14 protein-coding genes are annotated in these 18,893 nt (G+C 74.5%); 7 read left to right on the forward strand and 7 right to left on the reverse strand.

What is annotated here, in order from left to right:
* The 5 genes from IEY99_RS26340 to IEY99_RS26360 form a co-directional block, all read left to right on the forward strand.
* On the forward strand, positions 1-5,061 hold a 5,061-nt coding region (locus IEY99_RS26340; protein WP_189206752.1), incomplete at its 5' end, for a condensation domain-containing protein.
* A complete protein-coding gene (gene fabD / locus IEY99_RS26345) occupies positions 5,058-5,924 on the forward strand; it encodes an ACP S-malonyltransferase (protein ID WP_189206753.1) in 867 nt (288 codons plus the stop codon). The genes IEY99_RS26340 and fabD, both read left to right, overlap by 4 nt.
* A complete protein-coding gene (locus tag IEY99_RS26350) occupies positions 5,921-6,700 on the forward strand; it encodes a thioesterase II family protein (protein ID WP_189206754.1) in 780 nt (259 codons plus the stop codon). Before fabD ends, IEY99_RS26350 begins: the two co-directional genes overlap by 4 nt.
* Positions 6,697-7,524 (forward strand): 4'-phosphopantetheinyl transferase family protein, encoded by an 828-nt coding sequence (locus tag IEY99_RS26355; protein WP_189206755.1) that lies wholly within the window; start codon positions 6,697-6,699, stop codon positions 7,522-7,524. Before IEY99_RS26350 ends, IEY99_RS26355 begins: the two co-directional genes overlap by 4 nt.
* Positions 7,521-8,876 (forward strand): MFS transporter, encoded by a 1,356-nt coding sequence (locus tag IEY99_RS26360; RefSeq protein ID WP_189206756.1) that lies wholly within the window; start codon positions 7,521-7,523, stop codon positions 8,874-8,876. Before IEY99_RS26355 ends, IEY99_RS26360 begins: the two co-directional genes overlap by 4 nt.
* Positions 8,877-8,927: 51 nt before the next feature.
* On the opposite strand, the gene IEY99_RS26365 is transcribed toward IEY99_RS26360, so the two are convergent.
* From IEY99_RS26365 to IEY99_RS26395, 7 genes are all read right to left on the reverse strand, one after another.
* Positions 8,928-9,110, reverse strand: a complete 183-nt coding sequence (locus tag IEY99_RS26365; RefSeq protein WP_189206757.1) for a tautomerase family protein — start codon at positions 9,108-9,110, stop codon at positions 8,928-8,930.
* A gap of 9 nt (positions 9,111-9,119) precedes the next feature.
* Positions 9,120-10,379 (reverse strand): DegT/DnrJ/EryC1/StrS family aminotransferase, encoded by a 1,260-nt coding sequence (locus IEY99_RS26370; RefSeq protein ID WP_189206758.1) that lies wholly within the window; start codon positions 10,377-10,379, stop codon positions 9,120-9,122.
* Entirely contained in the window at positions 10,376-11,983 is a 1,608-nt protein-coding gene (locus tag IEY99_RS26375) for a (2,3-dihydroxybenzoyl)adenylate synthase (protein ID WP_189206759.1), read from the reverse strand. The genes IEY99_RS26370 and IEY99_RS26375 overlap by 4 nt, the downstream gene beginning before the upstream one ends.
* A 23-nt stretch (positions 11,984-12,006) precedes the next feature.
* On the reverse strand, positions 12,007-12,924 hold the full coding sequence (locus IEY99_RS26380) for an AfsR/SARP family transcriptional regulator (protein WP_189206760.1): 918 nt from the start codon (positions 12,922-12,924) through the stop codon (positions 12,007-12,009).
* Between the two features lie 18 nt (positions 12,925-12,942).
* On the reverse strand, positions 12,943-14,106 hold the full coding sequence (gene solA / locus IEY99_RS26385; RefSeq protein ID WP_189206761.1) for an N-methyl-L-tryptophan oxidase: 1,164 nt from the start codon (positions 14,104-14,106) through the stop codon (positions 12,943-12,945).
* Positions 14,103-15,182 (reverse strand): LLM class flavin-dependent oxidoreductase, encoded by a 1,080-nt coding sequence (locus IEY99_RS26390; RefSeq protein ID WP_189206762.1) that lies wholly within the window; start codon positions 15,180-15,182, stop codon positions 14,103-14,105. Before IEY99_RS26390 ends, solA begins: the two co-directional genes overlap by 4 nt.
* A gap of 65 nt (positions 15,183-15,247) precedes the next feature.
* Positions 15,248-15,529, reverse strand: coding sequence for a phosphopantetheine-binding protein (locus IEY99_RS26395; RefSeq protein WP_189206763.1), 282 nt, complete (start codon positions 15,527-15,529; stop codon positions 15,248-15,250).
* A 352-nt stretch (positions 15,530-15,881) separates the two neighbouring features.
* Between IEY99_RS26395 and IEY99_RS26400 the strand changes: the two genes are divergently transcribed.
* Together IEY99_RS26400 and IEY99_RS26405 are read left to right on the forward strand one after the other, a co-directional pair.
* Entirely contained in the window at positions 15,882-17,420 is a 1,539-nt protein-coding gene (locus tag IEY99_RS26400; RefSeq protein ID WP_189206764.1) for an MFS transporter, read from the forward strand.
* Between the two features lie 73 nt (positions 17,421-17,493).
* Positions 17,494-18,699 carry a cytochrome P450 gene (locus tag IEY99_RS26405; protein ID WP_189206765.1) on the forward strand — a complete coding sequence of 402 codons (1,206 nt, stop codon included), beginning with the start codon at positions 17,494-17,496 and terminating at the stop codon, positions 18,697-18,699.
* Positions 18,700-18,893 lie beyond the last annotated feature (194 nt).

The raw sequence follows: 18,893 nt of genomic DNA on the forward strand, positions 1-18,893 counted from the left end.
GAACACCGTGCCCTGGTCAACCACCTCGCCTGGTCCCGGCGGTACTTCGCGGTGACCCCCGCCGACGCGATGGCGTTCTCCGGCACGCTGAGCTTCGACGTGACCATGCACCAGCTGTTCGTGCCGCTGGTCTGCGGCGCCCGCCTCGTGGTGGTGCCGGAGGGCGAACAGCGCGACCCGGACGCGATGGCAGCCACCCTGCGCTCCGGCGGGGTCACCCTGCTGCACGTGGTCCCGGCCCTGCTCCGGTTGCTCACGGACAGCCCGGTGCTGGCCGAGGTGACGACCCTGCGGGCGGTGGTCAGCGCGGGCGAGGCGCTCACCAACAATCTGCGGCGCCGCTTCACCGCGGCGCACCCGGCCCGCCTCTACAACGCGTACGGGCCCACCGAGGCGACCATCTACGCCACCGTGTTCGACGCCGGGGTGGCCCCGGGACGCTGGGCCGCTCAGGCCGACGTGCCGATCGGGCGCCCGCTGGACAACGTCGTCTGCCATGTCCTGGACGAGTCGCTGCGGCCGGTGCCGCCCGGTGCGCCGGGAGAGCTGTGCCTGTCCGGAGTGGCGCTGGCCGCCGGCTACCACGACGACCCGCAGCGCACCGCCGAGCAGTTCGTCGAGGCCGACGCGGGGGACGGGCCGGTACGCCTGTACCGCACCGGGGACCTCGTCCGCCGCCTGGGCGACGGCGAACTGTCCTACCTGGGCCGGCTGGACCATCAGGTCAAGCTCAACGGCTTCCGGGTGGAGCTGGGCGAGGTCGAGGCGGCGATGCTGGATGCCGCCGGTGTGCGGGACGCGGTCGCCGTGGTGCGCCGCCCGGACGAGGGGCACGCCCAGCTCGTCGGGTACGTGACCCCGGACACCGTGGACGTCGGCGCGCTGCGGGCCTGCGTGGCCGAGCGGCTGCCGGCGTACATGGTGCCCGCCCGGCTCGTGGCCCTGTCCGAGCTGCCCCGGCTCCCCAGCGGCAAGGCCGACCGGAAGGCTCTGCCGCCGCCACCGGCCACGCCGCCGGGACAGGCGGCGCAGCCCGGAGCGGTCCCGGCGGAGGTCGCGCCGCCCGGCCGGGTCCTGGGACTGGTCCGCGACGCCTGGACGGCGATGCTGGGTGCGCCGGCCGGCGACGACGCGCACTTCTTCGCCTCCGGCGGCGACTCGATCCTGGCGATGCGGCTCGTCGCGGAGCTGCGCCGGGCCGGGCTGGCGCTCGACCTGCGCCTGCTGCACGCCCATCCGGTCCTGACCGACCTCGCCGCCGCCCTGGGCGCCGGAACGGGAACCGACCGCGCCGCCGCCCCGGGCGCCGGAACGGGAGCCGACGGCACCGCCGTCCCGGGCGCCGGAACCGGACCGCAGGCGCGGCACGCCGCGGCGCTCGCACCGATCCAGCGGTGGTTCCTCGACACCGTGCACACCGACCGTCACCAGTGGAACCAGTCGGTGCTGCTGCGGCTCACCGCACCGGCCGACCCGGCGCTGCTCGGCATGGCCTTGCAGGCGCTGGTGCTCGCCCACCCCGAACTGTCCGCACGACTCGACGGCGACCGCATGGCCCGCGCGGAACCGTTCACCGCGATGCGTCCCGCCGAACTGTACGACACCGTCACCGTCGCCTCCGCCGAGGAGCGCGACGCGGCGATCCGCGAGGTGCAGCGCTCCCTCGACCCCGCGGCCGGGATCCTCGTCCGGGCGCGGCTCCTGCACGACCCGGCGAGCGGCACCGACCTGCTGCTCGTCGTCGTCCACCACCTCGTGGTCGACGGCGTCTCCTGGCGCATCCTGCTGGGCGACCTCGATGCCGCGGTGACCGCCCTCCACCGAGGCGAGCTACCGCGGATGCCCGCCGAGAGCCGGTCCTACCGGGCCTGGCTCGCCGGGCTGCCGGGCGTGGCCGCCGACGAGCCGACCGCCGCCTACTGGCGCACGGTCGTCCGTCGGCGCCACGCCGCCGGCGCCTTGCTGCGGGCGGCGCCCGCCGGACGCGAGGGTGACAGCGACCGCCTCGAACGGCACCTCGACCCGGCCACCACCGCCGCGCTGCTCGGACCCGTCCCCGCGGCACTGGGGCTGCCGGTGCACGACGTGCTCACCGGCCTCGTCGCGCTGGCGCTGGCCCGCTGGCGCGGATGCACGCCGGTCACCCTGGACGTGGAGGGTCACGGGCGGGACACCGACGGGGAGCTCGCCCGTACCGTCGGGTGGTTCACCGCGCTGTATCCGGTGGTGCTGGACGTGGACCGTACCCACGAACCGGCCGCGCATCTGCGGGCCGTACGGGCGCAGCTCGCGGCCGTGCCGCACGGCGGTGCCAGCCACGGCGCGGTCCGGTCCTTCGCGCCCGCCGCGCAGGTCCGGGACGAACTGGCCGCGGCGCCCCCGGCCCTGGTCAGCTTCAACTACCTCGGCCGGCTGGACGCCGATCTCGCCGGCAGCCGCTTCGAGATCGTCGGCTCCCCGGTGCCGGAGGATCGGTCGCCCCGCGCCGAGCGCCCGCACACCGTGGAGCTGTACGGGCTGGTCCGCGACGGCCGGCTCACCGTGGGCGCCACGTACGCGGCCCAGCCGGTCGACGGGGTGGACGGCCCGGCGGTGACCGCCCTGCTGGACCACCTGGCGGGTCTCTGCCGGGCCCTGGTGAGCGAGGCCGCCGAGCCGGTGGAGGTGCCCATCACCGCGCAGCAGTACGGCATCCTCGTCGACTCGCTGGCCCGCCGCGGCACCGGCCGCTACGTCGAGCAGCTGAGCTGGGTGTGGCAGGGCCCGCTGGATCTCGACCGCTTCCGCGCCGCGTGGCGGCACGCCGCCGGACGGCACGCCGCCCTGCGCTCGGCGTTCCGCTGGGACGAGCAGGCCCGGGTGGTGGTGCATGCCCGGGTCGAGCCGGAGGTCCGGGTGGTGACCGACGGGCCGTGGGAGCGCGTGCTCCAGGAGGACCGCGCCCGCGACTTCGACCCGGCACGGCCACCGCTGTTCCGTCTCACCGTCCGGCCGGGCGAGGAACGGCACCGGGTGTTGTTCAGCTTCCACCACGCGCTGCTGGACGGCTGGAGCGCGGCGCTGGTGCTCGAGGACTTCTACCGGGCGTACCTGCACCGGCCGCGGCCGGAGGACCCGGCCGAGCCCGACGCCCGCGACCATGCCCGCTGGCTGGCGGAGCAGGACACCACCGACGCCGAGGCGTTCTGGTCCTCCCGGCTGTGCGAGCGGCAGCCGGCGACCCGGCCGGGGGTGCCGGGCCCGGCCGCCCCCGGCACCGGCGTCGGCCGCCACGAGGTACGGCTGCCCCGCGCGGAGCTGACCGGGCTGTTCGCCGCCGCGGCGCAGCGGTCGGCCACCGAGAGCACCGTGTTGCAGAGCCTCTGGGCGGCATTGCTGTGGCGGGCCACCGGCACCGCCGCCGAGGCGCCGGTGTGCTTCGGCGTCACCCTCTCCGGCCGGGCGATCGACCTGCCGGGCGCGGACCGGGTGGCCGGCCTCCTGATGACCACGCTGCCGTTGGTCGTGGAGGTACGCCCGGACGAGCCGGTGCTGGAGCTGATGGCGCGCACCCGGGCCGCCGCGCTGGAGATGTCCACCTTCGAGTGGGTGTCGACCGGGCAGGTGCACGACTGGAGCGGCCGTCACGGCGGGACGCCGCTCTTCGAAAGCCTGCTGGTCGTGGAGAACTACCCGAGCGACCTGGGCGACGTCGGGGAGCTGCTGGCCGGCGAGGGCGTCCGGGTCCACGGGATGTCCGGCACGGGTGGCGAGACGGCGTACCCGTGCACCGTGCTGGTCCACCACGACGGCGACGACCTGGTGCTGACCGTGGTGCACGACCGGCGTGCGGTGGACGACACGGCCGCCCGGCGCATCGGTGAGCTGTGGCGCACGGTGCTGCGGGAGCTGGCCGCGCGGCCGGGCTCGACCGTCGCCGAGCTGGCCGGCGCGGTGCCCGACGACATGCTGCCGGTGCTGGCCCGGCCGGCGCCGCCCGCGACGTCCGGCGGCTCGCCGGGGCAGTGGCCGCCGGGCCCGCACACCGAGCTCGTGCGGGAGGTGTGGGGCCGGGTGCTCGGCGTGGCCGAGGTCGCCCCGGACGACCACTTCTTCTTCAGCGGCGGGCACTCGCTGCTGGCGAGCCGCTTCCTGCGCGAGATCCAGGAGCGCTGCGACCGTCCGGTACGCCTGGACGACCTGCTCACCCACCCGACCGCCGCGGCCTTCGCCCAGGTGCTCGCCGGCGCCCCGGCGGACGCCGGACGGTCCACCGTGGTGCCGCTGGCACCGGGCGTGAGCCCCGCGGTCTACCTGCTGCACCCGCCGGGCGGCCAGGTCGCCTGCTACGGCGAGTTCGCGCGGCACTACCCCGGCGCCGAGGCGCTGTTCGGCCTGCGCGACCCGCGCGCGGACCGGCCCGGCCCGCCGCCGGACTGGACCGTGCGGGAACTCGCCGAGCGGCATCTGCGGGAGCTGGGGCCCCGGCTCGGTTCCGGGCCGGTGGTGCTGGGCGGATTCTCCGGGGGCGGAGTGGTCGCGCACGAGATGGCCTGCCTCGTGCACGAGCGCACCGGCGCCACGCCGCTGGTGCTGATCGTCGACGCGGCGGCGCCGACCGGCCGGGTCACCGACACCGCGGCCGAGGGCAGCTTCCTGCGCCGGGTCGCCGACCACGACCGCGCGGGCGCCGACGGCGGCGCGGGCACGCCGGCCACGGGCGACGCCTACCTCGACGAACTGGCCACCGTGGCCGAGTGGATGCGCGGCGCCGGGCACGGCGACCCGTACGCGCTGCTGGCCTGCACCCTCAACGCGGTCGAGCGGCACCGGCCGCGGCCGTACCCCGGCCCGGTCGTGCTGCTGCGCGCCGCCGACACCGGGCTCGGCGTGGACGGAGAGTTCACCGTCGACGACTACTACGCCCTGCCCGACATGGGATGGGGCGGCCTCTGTGGCGACCTGAGCGTGCAGACCGTGGCCGGCAACCACATCACGTTGCTGACCGGGGAGCAGGCCCGCGGGCTCGCCGGCACGGTCGCCGCGATCGTGCGCCACCACAAGGGAAGGGACGCCCGATGACCAGGGTTCTGCTGTTCGCCGGACAGGGTTCGCAACGTGCCGGCATGGGACGCGCGGAGTTCGACCGCTACCCCGAGGCCGAGCGCGAGGCGAGCGACGTGCTCGGCTACTCGCTGCGGGAGCTGTGCCTCGAGGACCCGCACGGGCGGCTCGGGGACACCCGCTACACCCAGCCGGCCGTCTTCGTGGTCAACGCGCTGGCGTACCGGGCCCGCCGTGAGGACGGCGAGCAGGCGCCCGACCTGGCGCTCGGGCACAGCCTGGGCGAGTACAACGCGTTGTGCGCGGCGGGCGTCTTCGGCTTCGCCGAGGGTCTGCGTCTGGTGCAGGCGCGGGCCGCCGCGATGGCCCGGATCACCGGCGGAGGCATGTCGGTGGTGATCGGGCTGTCCGAGACGTACCTGCGGTTCCTGCTGCTGCGCGGCGGCTTCGGCACGCTGGATCTGGCGAACCGCAACTCGCCCGTGCAGCACGTGGTGGCCGGGCCGCTGGCCGACCTGGAGGAGTTCGCCCCGATCGCGGAGGACGCCGGCGCCCGCATGGTGCGCCGGTTGCCGGTCAGCGGCCCGTTCCACTCCCGCTACATGACGCCGGCCGCTGAGGAGATCGCGCCGCTGCTGCGCGCCGCCCGCCTGGCGCCACCGGCCTTCGACGTGATCGCCAACAGCACCGCGCAGCCGTATCCGGCGGACCGGATCGCCGACCACCTGATCGCCCAGATCGACCATCCGGTGCGGTGGGTGGAGTCGCTGCAGCCGCTGGCACAGCGCGACGACGTCACCTTCGCCGAGATCGGCGGCACCGCCCTGACCAGCATGGTCCGGCAGATCCGCCAGGCCGCCACCGCCGGGGAGGCGGCATGAGGACGGGGCAGGCCGCGGGGCGGACCGTGCTGTGCCCGTACCCGGTGCCCGACCCGGCGGTCCGGGTGTTCCTGCTGCACCATGCCGGCGGCTCGCACCTGCTCTTCCGGGACTGGCCGAGGCACTTCCCGAGCGACTGGGAGGTGTGCCTGATGGAGGCGCCGGGCCGTGGCCGGCTGGCCGACGAGCCGCCGGTGGCCCAGGTCGAGGACCTCCTCCCGCGCCTGCGCGCCGACATGCTGCCCCTGCTCGACCGGCCGTACGTCCTCTTCGGGCACAGCATGGGCGCCCTGGTCGCGCACCAGCTCGCGGCGCGGCTGATCGAGTACGGCGATCCGGCGCCGCGCTGGCTGGGCGTGTCGGCCCGCGCCGCCCCCCGGCCCGACGGTGGCCTGGACATGCGTACCCGGCACCTGCTGCCGGACGAGGAGCTGCGGGCCTCGATCGCCGAGATGGGCGGCACCCCGCGCGAGGTGCTGGCCGACCCGGAGTGGTGGGCGTACCTGGCGCCGCTGTTGCGGGCCGACCTGCGCCTGGTCGAGACGTGGCGGCCGCGGCCGGGCGCGGGGCGGCTCCCCGTGCCGGTCACGGCCTTCGGCGGCGACCGCGACGTGGTGGTCCGCCCGCACCGGCTGGCCGACTGGCGCGAGCACACCACCCGGTTCCTCGGCCTGCACCTCTACCCGGGAGACCATTTCTACCTGCAGAGCCGGATCCCCGCCTTCGTGGCCCGCCTGGTGGCGGACGCCCGGCTGGCGATCGGAGGTGGTGGATGAGCGACGACGCGCCGGTACAGCTGTGGCTGTGCCGCAACGAGGATCTGCCCGAGGTGCACGCGGTCGACCTGGCCCGGTGCTGGCTCGACCCGGCGGAGCAGGAACGCGCGCGCCGTTTCGTGTTCCCGGCCGACCGGCGCCAGTACCTGGTCGCGCATGCCCTCGTGCGGCGGGTGCTGGCCGGGCACACCGGCGTGCCGGAGAGCCGGCTGCGGTTCTGGCGCAGCCGGCGGGGCCGGCCGTTCCTGAGCCCGCCGCCGGAGGGCTGGCCGCGCGGCGACACCGGCCTGGACTTCAACCTGTCGCACGCCCGCGGCGTCAACGTGGTGGGCACGGCCGTCAACCGGCGCATCGGCGTGGACGTCGAACGACTGGACCGCGACGACGCCGAGTCCTGGATGCGGGTCGCCGAGTCGTTCACCGCGGAGGAACGCCGCTGGATCGACGGGCTGGTGCCCTCCGAGCGGGCCCGTGGCGTGCTGCGGCTCTGGACGTTGAAGGAGGCGTACGCCAAGGCCCGCGGCCTGGGACTGTCGCTGCCGTTCGACTCGTTCGCCTTCGTGCTCGACGGCGGGCGGCGGGTGCGGCGCTTCCGCCCGTCCCGCGACGACGCGGTGGGGCGCTGGCAGTTCCTGCAGCTGGAACCGATGGCGTCGACGATCGTGGCGGTCGCGGTCGAGGCGGCCGCCGGGGATGCCGTCACCGCACACCTGAGGTACGGATTTCCGTGGATGTCCCAGCCGCCCGTCGTGCTGGACCTGCCGCCCACACCCGGCCCGCCGGACACGACACCGGCTGATAGAGAAGGAGTGATCGTCCGATGACGAAGCCCGTCACCACCGCGCCCGCGGTCGCCGCCCACCGGTGGAGGCTGCTGGCGGTGGTCTGCCTCGTGCAGTTCATGCTCATGGTGGACGACACGGTGGTCAACGTGGCGCTGCCGAGCATCCAGGAGGGGCTGGGCTTCGCCCCCGCCGGGCTGCCGTGGGTGGTCAACGCCTACATCCTCGCGTTCGGCGGTCTGCTCGTGGTCGCCGGGCGCATCGGCGACCGGGTGGGCCTGGTGCGCACCTTCGTCGCCGGCACCGCGGTGTTCGCGCTCGCCTCGCTGGCGTGCGGCCTGGCCCAGGAGCCGTGGCAGCTGGTCACCGCCCGGTTCGCGCAGGGCACCGGCGCGGCCCTGGTCTCACCGACGGTGCTGGGCCTGATCGCGCTGAGCTTCACCGACGCCGCCGAACGTGCCCGCGCCTTCGCGGTCTGGGGCACGGTGGCGGTGACCGGCGGCCTGTCCGGGGTGGTGCTCGGCGGGATCATCACCGGCACCCTGTCCTGGCCCTGGGTGTTCCTGGTCAACCTTCCGGTCGCCGCCGCGGCCCTGGTGCTGCTGCCCCTGTTCGCCCGCGGCGTCGCCGGCGGCAGGCGGGAGGTCCGCGTCGGCGCGCGGGGCGCGGTACTGCTCACCGGCGCCGTGGGCGCGCTGGCGTACGGCCTGCTGAGCCTGCACTCCGGCGACGGCGTCGTGCGGTTGCTGGTCGCTCTGGCGGTGGCGGCGGTGCTCGCGGCCGGCTTCGTGCTGGGGGAGCGGGCCGGATCGGTACGGCTCATCCCGCCGGGCCTGCTGGCCGACCGTTCCCGGGTCGTGGCCCTGGCGATGGGCGTGCTCGCGACCGGCGCGTTGTTCGGGGTCTTCTTCACCCTGACCTTGCAGCTCCAGCGGACGCTGGGGCTGTCGCCGGTGCTGGCGGGGCTGGCGTACCTGCCGTTCGCGGCCGGTTCCTTCGCCGCGCTGCGGCTGATGCCCGGGCTCGCCGGGCGGATGCCGCCCGGACGGCTGCTGGCCGCCGCGTTCGCGGTGGTGCTCGCCGGCGCGCTGCTGCTGGCCGGCGGGGTCGCGGTCGGCGGCTACCCGGCGCTGCTGCCCGGCCTGGTGGTGTTCGGCTTCGGGATGTCGGCGGTGCTGCCGGCCACCGCGCAGGCGGCGGTGGCGGGCGTCGCCCCCGAGGAGGCCGGTGTCTCCAGCGGCCTGGTGACCAGCGCGCAGCAACTCGGCGGCGCGCTCGGGCTGGCCTTCGCCGGGGTGCTGCTCGGCGCCGCCGGCGACCGGCATCTCGCCGCCATCGGCGGCGCGGCGGTGCTGGCGGCCGGGGCGCTGCTGCTGGCGGTCACCCGGCGATGACGACAAGCCGGCCGGGTCCGCCAGGGACCCGGCCGGCTCGTCGTGCGGGGGTCAGTGGCGTTCGCCGCCGACACCCCAGCGGCTGGCCGGGATGCCGCTGAGCGAGATCCAGGTCTGGGCCCGGATCTCCTCGCCGAACACCCGGACGACCGCGTCGGTCATCTCGTCGATGAGCCGCTGTTCCACCTCGTCGGTCAGCCGGCTCTCGAACAGCTTGACGTCGATGTAGGGCATGTCGCCTCCTCAGGCGGGCAGGGTCCGGACGGCGGGTCCGCCCCGGACGGTTCGGGTCCGGTCCGGCACCTCGGCGAGGGCGCGGTCCAGCGTGTGCACCAGGTGATCGACCTGCGTGTCGGTCAGCCCGGGGTGGCAGGGCAGGTTCATGTGCTCGGTGAACCACAGCCGCTCCGCGGTGGGGCACTCGCCGGGACCGTGCCCGCGCCAGCGCCACTCCGGCGTGAGGTGCTGCGGGAAGTAGCGCAGCTGGACCTCCACGCCCTGCCGGTGCAGCGTCCGGACCAGCTCGTCGCGGGCCTGCGACCCGCCACCGGCGAAGAACGTGTAGAGGTGGTAGGCGTGTCCCACGCCCGCCGGCGGGCGCTGGCGGCGTACGTGCGGGTGGCGGTCCAGGACCTCGTCCAGCCGGCCCGCGATCCGGCGGCGGCGCGCCACCAGCGTCTCGAGGCGGTCCAGCTGGGTCAGGCCCACGCCGGCGGCGGCCTCCGCGAGCGTCGCGTTGGTGCCGGCGCGGCGGACGCCCACGCACGCCTGCCGGTACACGTCCGCGGAGAACTTCATCCACGGCAGCAGGAACGGCTCCTGCTCGTCCGCGGGCAGATAGATACCGTCGACCTCGTTGTTGCGCCGGCGGTCGAGGCGCTCGGCCCAGTCGTCGCGGTCGGTGGTGATCATGCCGCCCTCGCCGAGGGTGGTGATGTTCTTCGTCGCGTGGAAGCTGAAGCACGAGATGTCGGCCAGCGCGCCGGGCCTGCTGCCGTGGTACGTGCTGCCGAGGGCGTGCGCGCTGTCCTCCAGCACGAGCACGCCGTGGCGGCGGGCGATCGCCATGATGCGGTCCATGTCGGCGGCCCAGCCGCCGTAGTGCACCAGCAGGATCGCCCGGGTCCGCGGCGTGATCAGCGTCTCCAGCACGTCCGCGTCGAGGTTGAGCGACTCGGGGTCGACGTCACAGAACCGTACGGTGACGTCGCGGTCGAGCAGCGGCTGCAGGGTCGCCTGGAAGGTCTGCGGTGTGGCCACCACCTCGTCGCCGGGCCGCAGCTCGAGCAGCTCGATGGCCAGCTCCAGGGCGACCGTCCCGCTGGTGACCGACAGCGCGTGCCGGCTGCCGACGTGGCGGGCGAACCGGGACTCGAACCGCTCCCGCAGGCCGCCGGCGGACAGCGGGGCGTCCGAGTCGACCAGCGCCGCCAGCGCGGCGATCTCCTCGGCGCCGACGATGCTGCCGCGCCGGGCGAACGGCACGACGAAGTCGCCGTTCATCGCGGAACCTCCTCGGAGAGCGCGGCGACCAGCGCCTTCTTGTCCACCTTGCCGAGTCCGGTCAGCGGCAGCCGGGCCACCACCTCGACCCGGTCCGGCAGCTTGTAGTCGGCCAGCCCGCGCTCGCGCAGCATGCGACGCAGCTGCGGCAGGCGCGGCGCGGTCCCGGCGGCGACGATGACCGCGCAGGTCTTCTCGCCGTGCACCGGGTCGGCCACGGGTATCACGGCCGCCTGTGCCACCTGCGGGTGCGCGATGAGGTGCGACTCGACCTCGGTGGCGGACACCTTGTCGCCGCCGCGGTTGATGACCTCCTTGATCCGCCCTTCCACCACCATGTGCCCGGTGGGCGTCATGCGGACCAGGTCGCCGCTGCGGTAGAAGCCGTCCTCGGTGAACGCCCGCCGGTTGTGCTCCGCCGCGTGGTAGTAGCCGCGCAGCGTGTACGGCCCGCGGGTGAGAAGCTCGCCGACCTCGCCGGCGGGCACCTCGGCGCCGTCGTCGCCGACCACGCGGATCTCGTCGGCGGGGGAGACCGGCAGTCCCTGCGTGGTCAGGACGATCTCCTGCGGATCGTCGTCGCGGGTGAACGTGAGCAGCCCCTCCGCCATGCCGAACACCTGCTGCAGCCGGCAGCCGAGCGCCGGCCCGATCCGGGCGGCGACCTCCGGGTGCAGCTTCGCGCTGCCGACCTGCACGAGGTCCAGGCTGCCGAGGTCGTACGGCGTGCCGTCGGCCGCCTCGAGCCACAGGTGGACGATGGTGGGCACGATCGACGTCATGGTGACCCGCTCGCGGGCGATCAGCGGGAAGCACTCCGCGGGCGACGGTGTGCTCGCCAGCACGGCGGTGCCGCCGGCCGACAGTACGCCGAGGATGCCCGGGCAGCCCCACGGGAAGTTGAACTCGACCGGCAGCACGGTCAGGTAGACGGTGTCCGGCCCGAGCCCGCACAGCTGGGTGGTGATGCGCACCTGGTAGGCGTAGTCGTCGTGGGTCCGCGGGATCAGCTTCGGCAGCGCCGTCGTCCCGCCGGAGAGCAGGAAGAACGCGACGTCGCGCGGGTCCGGCTCGGCCAGTGCCACCGGGTCCGCCTCGACCTGCGCCAGGGAGGGGAAGTCGCCGCCGTCGCCGGCGACGAAGACCTGCCGTACGCCCGGCAGCTCCCGTTGCATCGACGCCGCCAGCTCACGGTGGTCGTAGCCCTGGAAGACGTCCGGCACCACGTAGGCGATCGCGCCCGACAGCTCGCACAGGTGCCGGATCTCGCTGGCCCGGTACGACGGCAGCGCGAACACCGGCAGCGCGCCGAGGCGGAACATGGCGAAGCACAGCGCGACGAACTCCGGCACGTTCGGCAGCTGCACGACGATCCGGTCCCGTGGCCGGATACCCCGCGCGGCCAGCCCGGCGGCCAGCCGGTCGGCCCAGGAGTCCAGCTCGGCGTAGCTGATCCGGCGCTCGCCGTGCACCAGCGCGGTACGGCCCGGGTGCCGGCCGGCCCACCGGCGCAGGAGCGTCCCGAGCGTCTCCCCGCGCCAGTAGCCGGCGTCGGTGTAGGTCCTGGCCAGGTCGTCGGGCCAGGGCACGCATCCTTCGAGCATCGTGGTCCTTTCGTCGTCGTGGGTCAGAAGCCGGAGGCGGCGGAGAGCTGGCTGACCGCGCGCACCAGCGCCTCCTGCTGCTGCACGAGCGAGTTCATGCGGGTCCGGAGCTGGTCGATCTCGCGGGTCAGGTGGGCGCTGGCGGGCTCGGCCTCGGCGCGGACGAGGGCGGGGCGGCCCGGGACCATCAGGGCGGGCGAGTGGTTCAGCACGGCCTGCATCCGCCCGCGCAGCGCCGGCCCGGGCTCCACACCCAGCTCCCGCAGCAAGGCCCGCCGGGTCCGGTCGTACACGCCGATCGCCTCGGACTGCCGGCCGCAGCGGTACAGCGCCACCATCAGCTGGTCCTGGAAGCGCTCGCGCAGCGGGTGCGCGGCCGACGCCTCTTCCAGCTCGCCGACCAGCTCGCCGTGGCGGCCCAGGGTCAGCTGGGTGTCGTAGAGGCCTTCCTGCACGCACAGGCGCTGCTCCTGCAGCAGCCCGGCCTCGGTGGTCAGGACGGGGCCCAGCGCGCAGCCGTCGAACGCGGTGCCGCGCCACAGGGCCAGCGCCTCGCGGAACAGCTCTCCGGCACGTTCCGGCTGGTCCCCCGCCACCGACCGGGCCGTGCCGGAGAGCCGCTGGAAGCGCTCGGCGTCCGACTCACCGGGGCGCAGCCGCAGCGCGTACCCGGTGGGGTCGGTGCACAGTCGCTCGCCGTCGGCACCGGCCTCGGCGAGCATCTTGCGGAGCCGGGCGACGTGGGCCTGCAGCGCGTTGGTGGCGTTCTGCGGGGTGTCCTCGCCCCAGATCTCCTCGATCAGCCGGTACAGCGAGGTGGTCCGGCCGGCGCGCACCACCAGCAGGGCGAACAGGGTGCGCTGCTTGGCGCCGCCCGGGCTGAGCCCCCGACCGCGGACGTCGTCGTAGATGTCTACCGGTCCCAGGATGCGAAGCTGCACGAGTCGTCCTTACGTCGTTCACGAGAAGCGGTCGGGATCGGCGAAGCCGAGGGGGCACCGCGTCGGGCTGCCCTGGACCAGGTCGGCGAGGGCCTCACCGAGGCCGGTGGCGTGCTTGAAGCCGTGTCCGGCGCAGCCCACCCCGACGACCAGCCGCGGGTCGCCGCTGGGCCGTCCGACGAGGAACTGCCCGTCCGGCGTCCGCGTCTTCATGCACCCGGCGACCGCGGACGGCGCCGCACCCACGCCGGGCACCGCGGTGGCGAGCAGGCCGGACAACCGGTCCCAGTCGGCCGGGGTGACCACCGTGCGGGCGCCGTCGTCCGGGTCGACGCGGGCGAAGCCGGCGCCGCCGTCCTCCAGCCCGAGCTTCACGTCGTGCGGGTCGGCTCCCGGCGCGAAGCCGGCGGACCAGCCGTGTCCCCAGATGGCGGTGCCGGGCTCCAGCTCCCGGATGAACACCGGGAAGCGGTCCAGGGCCAGGTCGGCGGCGTCCTGGCCGGGCCGGTACCACGTCATCGGCATGCGGACGGTTTCCAGCGGCAGATCGGGCAGCAGCGTGGTGGCCCACGCGCCGACGGTCACCACCACCTGCGCCACCGGGAACTCGGCCGCCGGGGTGCGCACCACCGCGCCGCCGCCGGCCAGCTCGATGCCGGTGACGCGGGTGTGGCGGTAGACCCGGGCGCCCGCCTTCTCGGCGGCGGTGACCGCCGAACGCACGCATTCCTCCGGCCGGAGCAGTCCCGCACCGGGCTCCCACACTCCGATGTGGTCGTCCGGCAGCGCGGCGTGGGCCGGGAAGCGCCGCCGCACGGTGGCCGCGTCGAGCACCTCGACCGGCAGCTCGTGCTCGCGCGCCACCGCGAGCGCACCGCCGGCGAGGTGCCCGTCACGGGAACCCAGCAGCAGCCCGCCGGTACGGGTGAACAGCGGTTGTCCCGCCTCCTCCGCCAGCTCGTGCCACAGCCTCAGCGAGCGCTGCGCCAGCGGCACCAGCCCGGAGTGCTCCAGGCACGCGGTGCGGAACATCCGGCTGCCGCCGTGCGAGGAACCGAGGGCGTGCCCGGGCTCGAACTGCTCGAAGCCGACGACCGGTACGCCGCGCTTGGCGAGCTGCCACAGCGCGGCGGAACCCCAGGCGCCCAGGCCGATGACGGCCACCGTGCCGGCGCGGGTCACCGTGCCGCCCCGGCGAGCTCGCCGCGGAAGACGGGCGCGACCTCGCGGGCGAAGAGCGTCATCGCCTCCCGGGCCGCGGCGAGGGTCGTCGTGCCCGGGTTGAACTGCAGGCTGACCGACAGGTCCGCGCCGTAGTCGTCACGGATCGCCGAGAGCTGCGCGCTCACGTCGTCGGGAGTGCCCGCCAGGACCTTGTTGCCCCGCAGCGCCGCGTCGAAGTCGTACGTGCGCGCCTTCTCGACGAACTTCTCGTAGCCGGGGTACTGGTCGCTGCGGGCGCCGGCCCAGGACGCGACGGCCTCGGCCATCTGCGACACGTAGTTGCGCTCGTGCTCGGCTCCGGCGGCCAGGGCCTCGGTCCGGTCCGCGGCGACGTACACGGTGTACTTGATCTGGATCCGCGGCGTGCCGGAGTGGCCCGCCGCCGCCCACGCCCGGCGGTACGCGCCGATCATCTCGCGCAGCGCCTCCGCCGAGGTCACCGACGGCACGACCTGCAGGTGATGACCGGCCGTGCCGGCCGCGGCGCAGGACTCGGCACTGGTCGCCGACGCGACGAAGATGGGCGGGTGCGGGTTTTGGAACGGGCGCGGCAGCATGGTGATCGGCCCGAACCGGAAGAACGGGCTCTCGCTGACGACGTCCTCCTCGGTCCACAACCGGCGGACCGTCTCCACCATCGCGGCGAAGCGGGCCCGGCTGCTGTCCATGGGCACCTCGAAGGTGGCGAACTCGTCCGGCAGGAAGCCCCGGCCGAAGCCGGCGTCGAGGCGCCCGTGCGACAGGTGGTCGAGCATGGCCAGCTTGCCGGCGACCTGCACCGGGTGACTGAACGCCGCGATGATGGCGCCGGTGCAGACCCGGATGCGGCTGGTGCGGGCCGCCGCGGCGGTGAGGAAGGTGACCGGGTCGGGACTGTAGCCGCCGTACGGGGTGCCGTAGTGCTCCACCGTCTGCACGTGCTCGTAGCCCAGCCGGTCGGCCAGCTCGACCAGCTCGAGGCTCTCGTCGAAGTACGCCGTGGCGCTCTTGCGGGACGGGTCCACCACCGGGAAGAAGTTGATTCCGAATTCCATGTCAGCTCCGTATCTCGCTCGGCTGGGCGCTGAGAACGTCGCCAACGTAAGCGAGATCGGGCGGCCTACCCGCGGTCGTCGAGCCCTTGTTGAGCAAGCGACGAGCGGGTTGCTAGCAGCTGCCACCACCGGCCGATGCGCGGATCGGCGATGAGGTCGTCGGCGCCGACCGGGACTCCGGCCGCGGTCCACCGGCCGGCGAGGCTCAGCACGGTGACCGAGTCCAGTCCCCAGTCGACCAGGTCGTCCTCGTCGGACAGCTCGGCCGGGGCGACCCCGAGCTTGGCGGCGATCAGCGCGCGCAGTTCTTCCTTGTCGGCCGGTGTGCGGCGTGCGGTGTCCGTCATGGCACCGAAGCTAGACCGGCGCGGGTCCTCTCCGGGGGCTCCCGTCAGCCCTTTGTCACGCCGGTGTCAGCGCCGTACGCAGCATGGACGGCAACTCACCGGTTGGAGAAGTTGTGCCCGCGCCCGAGTCCTGCCATGATGTCCGACATGATCTACTGAGGTCGCTTCGACGCCGTTCCTACGGGCGTCCCTCCGTCGCACGCCGTTCGCTTCCGCTTCGGCGTTCCCTTCCGTTCCCGCATGCCGCGCCACCCGTGAACACCGTCCGGGTCGCTGCGCCGTGGCCGGGGACGGGGGCAGTCACCGGCCTGGCCGGGACGGATCGCGTCGAAGCCGACTCGGGAGATTCCTCATGACAACGACCCAGCCCCATACTGCTCGGACCCAGGCTCCTCAGCCTCATCCGCAGCGCTGGCTGATCCTCGCCGTGCTGTGCCTGACCCTGCTCACCGTGGTCTTCGACAACACCGTCCTCAACGTCGCGCTGCCGTCGCTCACCGAGGGGCTGGGCGCGAGCACCGCCGACGTGCAGTGGATGATCAACGCGTACTCCATCGCCATGGCCGGCCTGCTGATGGCCGCCGGCAGCGCGGCCGACCGGTACGGCCGCAAGCGCGCCCTGCTCGCCGGCCTGCTGCTGTTCGGCGCCGGGTCCGCCGTGGCCACCCTGGCCGACGCCCCCGGGCAGGTCATCGCCGCCCGGGCGGCGATGGGCGTCGGCGCGGCCCTGCTCACCCCGTGCACGCTGGCCGTGCTGGTACGGGTCTTCGACGCCGAGGAACGACGGCGGGCGATCGGCATCTGGGCCGCGGTCTCCTCGCTGGGCATCGCCTGCGGGCCGGTGATCGGCGGCCTGCTGCTGGACCACTTCTGGTGGGGCTCGATCTTCCTGCTCAACGTGCCGATCGCGGCGATCGCGCTGATCGCGGTCGCCGTCCTGGTCCCCGAGTCGAAGGATCCGGTCGGTGACCGCCCGGACGTGCTCGGCGGGGTGCTGTCCGCGGTGGTCATGGTCGCCCTGGTGGCCTCCGTGATCGCCGCCGGGGACGACGGCTGGGCGTCGGGCGCGGTCTGGACCGGTCTGCTGGTGTGCCTGACCGCCCTGGTGGCCTTCGTTTTCTGGCAGCGTCGGGCCGCCCATCCGATGCTCGACCTCGGGCTGTTCGCCGACCGCCGGTTCACCGGCGCGGCGGCCGGGGGCCTGCTCGGCGCCTTCGGCATGGCCGGCGCGCTGTTCCTGATCACCCAACATCTGCAGTTCGTGCTGGGCTTCTCGCCGCTGACCGCCGGCTTCGCGATCGCGCCCCTGGCCGTCTCCACCATGATCAGCAGTACGCTGCTCAGCGCCCGGGCGGGCCGCCGGCTCGGCGCCGGCGCCGCGATGGCCGTGGGCATGGCCGGGGCCGCCGCCGGGCTCACCGTCGTCGCGCTCGCCGGGCGCGACGCGGGCTACCCGGCCACCGTGGCCGGGCTGGTCCTGATCGGACTCGGCGTCGGGCTGGCGATGCCCGTCGCCGCGCACGCCCTGCTCGGTGCGATCCCGCCCGAGCGCGCGGGCACGGGATCCGGGCTCGTGCAGAGCCTGCAGGAGGTCGGCGCGTCCCTCGGCGTCGCCGTGCTCGGTGCCGTGCTCACCGCCGGGTTCGGGGCGGGGTTGCCGGCCGGTCTCGGTCCGGACGCCTCCCGCTCGCTGCCCACCGCGCTGTCCGGGGCGGGCGGCGACCCGGCGGTGCGCGACCGGGTCACCGCCGCCTTCGCCGACGGGATGACCGGCAGCCAGCTCATCGCCGCGGCCGCCGTGCTCTGCGGCGGCCTGCTCGCCGGACACCTGCTGCGCCGTGCGCAGCTCGCGGCGGGTGCGCCCGCCGCGGACGCACCATCCCGGAGCTGACCTCCGGGCCCCGCCTTCCGGGTGGCCGGTTCCCCCCGTGCCGGCCGCCCGGATCCTCTTCGGAAGGAACTCCATGACCGCCTCCCTGATCCCGGCCCGTCCCTCCACCCAGGACGGTGGTGGCGCGCTGCTCGCCTGGCTGCGCCGGATGCGCGACGACAACCCGGTCTGGCGTGACGAGTACGGCGTCACCCACGTCTTCCGCTACGCCGACGTCCTGCGCGTGCTCAACGACCACGAGACGTTCTCCTCGGACATCAGCCGGATCATGCCCGAGGCGAACCCGCTGTCGCGCGACATCCTGTCGGTGATCGACCCGCCGCTGCACCGCAAGCTGCGCCGGCTGGTCGGCCAGGCGTTCACCCTGCGGATGATCACCGAGCTGGAGCCGCGCATCCGCACGCTCGGCGCCGAGCTGCTGGCCGGGATCGAGGGCGACGAGTTCGACCTCGTGGACACGTTCGCGTACACCCTGCCGGTCATCGTCATCGCGGAACTGCTGGGCGTGCCGCCGGAGGACCGGGTGCTGTTCCGGGGCTGGTCCGAGCGCATGCTCTCCAAGGAGTTCAGCGATCCCGTCGCGATGCAGTTCGAGAACGACGACGCGGAGTTCCGGGAGCTCGTCGGCACCCCGATGGAGCAGATGCGCGAATACCTGGCCCGGCACTGCGCCCAGCGCCGGGCCCGGCCCACCGACGACCTGCTGAGCCGGCTGGTGGCGGCGGAGGTGGACGGGCAGCGGCTCGCCGACCGCCAGGTCGTCGACTTCGCCTGCCTGCTGTTGATGGCGGGGCACGTGTCCACCACCATGCTGCTCGGCAACACCGTGCTGTGCATGCAGGACGATCCCGGCCTGCAGGACCGGTTGCGCGCCGACCGGTCGGCGATCCCCGCCGCGCTGGAGGAGGTGATGCGCACCCGTACCCCGATCACCATGGCCAGCCGGGTCACCACCAGGCCGGCCGAGGTCGCCGGCGTCGCCATCGGCGAGAACACCATGGTCCTGCCGTGGTTGCTCTCGGCCAATCACGACGAGCGGGTCTTCGACGCCCCGGAGCGGTTCCGGCCCGGACGCCCGGACGCCCAGCAGCTCGCCTTCGGCCACGGGATCCACTACTGCCTCGGCGCGCCTCTGGCCCGTCTCGAGGGCCGCATCGCCCTGGAGCTCATGCTGGACGCGTTCGCCGACATCCGCGTCACCCCCGGCGCCGAGGTGACGTACCACCGGGAGGGCCTGTTCGGGCCCCGGACGCTACCCGTGACGGTGCGCCGCCACTGACCACCTTCCGGCATGGGTGTCCCCTCCCACCCATGCGTGCGACCCGGTCCCCGTGACCGGGTCGCCCGCCGCCCCCGGCCGTGCGCACGGCCGGGGGCGGTGCGCTGTCCGGGCCCCGGTCGTGACAGGGCTTTGTCAAGGGCACGTCAGAGCGGCTCGGCAGACTTCGGCGCATACCTGATCCCCTAGGCGAG

The organism is Couchioplanes azureus, from assembly GCF_014648355.1.
Lineage (GTDB): Bacteria > Actinomycetota > Actinomycetes > Mycobacteriales > Micromonosporaceae > Actinoplanes > Actinoplanes azureus.

Excerpts from the sequence above, each read along its gene's own strand:
- fabD (WP_189206753.1), top strand. The coding sequence starts at position 5,058 with ATGACCAGGGTTCTGCTGTTCGCCGGACAGGGTTCGCAACGTGCCGGC.
- IEY99_RS26350 (WP_189206754.1), top strand. The coding sequence starts at position 5,921 with ATGAGGACGGGGCAGGCCGCGGGGCGGACCGTGCTGTGCCCGTACCCG.
- IEY99_RS26355 (WP_189206755.1), top strand. The coding sequence starts at position 6,697 with ATGAGCGACGACGCGCCGGTACAGCTGTGGCTGTGCCGCAACGAGGAT.
- IEY99_RS26360 (WP_189206756.1), top strand. The coding sequence starts at position 7,521 with ATGACGAAGCCCGTCACCACCGCGCCCGCGGTCGCCGCCCACCGGTGG.
- IEY99_RS26365 (WP_189206757.1), bottom strand. The coding sequence starts at position 9,110 with ATGCCCTACATCGACGTCAAGCTGTTCGAGAGCCGGCTGACCGACGAG.
- IEY99_RS26370 (WP_189206758.1), bottom strand. The coding sequence starts at position 10,379 with ATGAACGGCGACTTCGTCGTGCCGTTCGCCCGGCGCGGCAGCATCGTC.
- IEY99_RS26375 (WP_189206759.1), bottom strand. The coding sequence starts at position 11,983 with ATGCTCGAAGGATGCGTGCCCTGGCCCGACGACCTGGCCAGGACCTAC.
- IEY99_RS26390 (WP_189206762.1), bottom strand. The coding sequence starts at position 15,182 with ATGGAATTCGGAATCAACTTCTTCCCGGTGGTGGACCCGTCCCGCAAG.
- IEY99_RS26395 (WP_189206763.1), bottom strand. The coding sequence starts at position 15,529 with ATGACGGACACCGCACGCCGCACACCGGCCGACAAGGAAGAACTGCGC.
- IEY99_RS26400 (WP_189206764.1), top strand. The coding sequence starts at position 15,882 with ATGACAACGACCCAGCCCCATACTGCTCGGACCCAGGCTCCTCAGCCT.
- IEY99_RS26405 (WP_189206765.1), top strand. The coding sequence starts at position 17,494 with ATGACCGCCTCCCTGATCCCGGCCCGTCCCTCCACCCAGGACGGTGGT.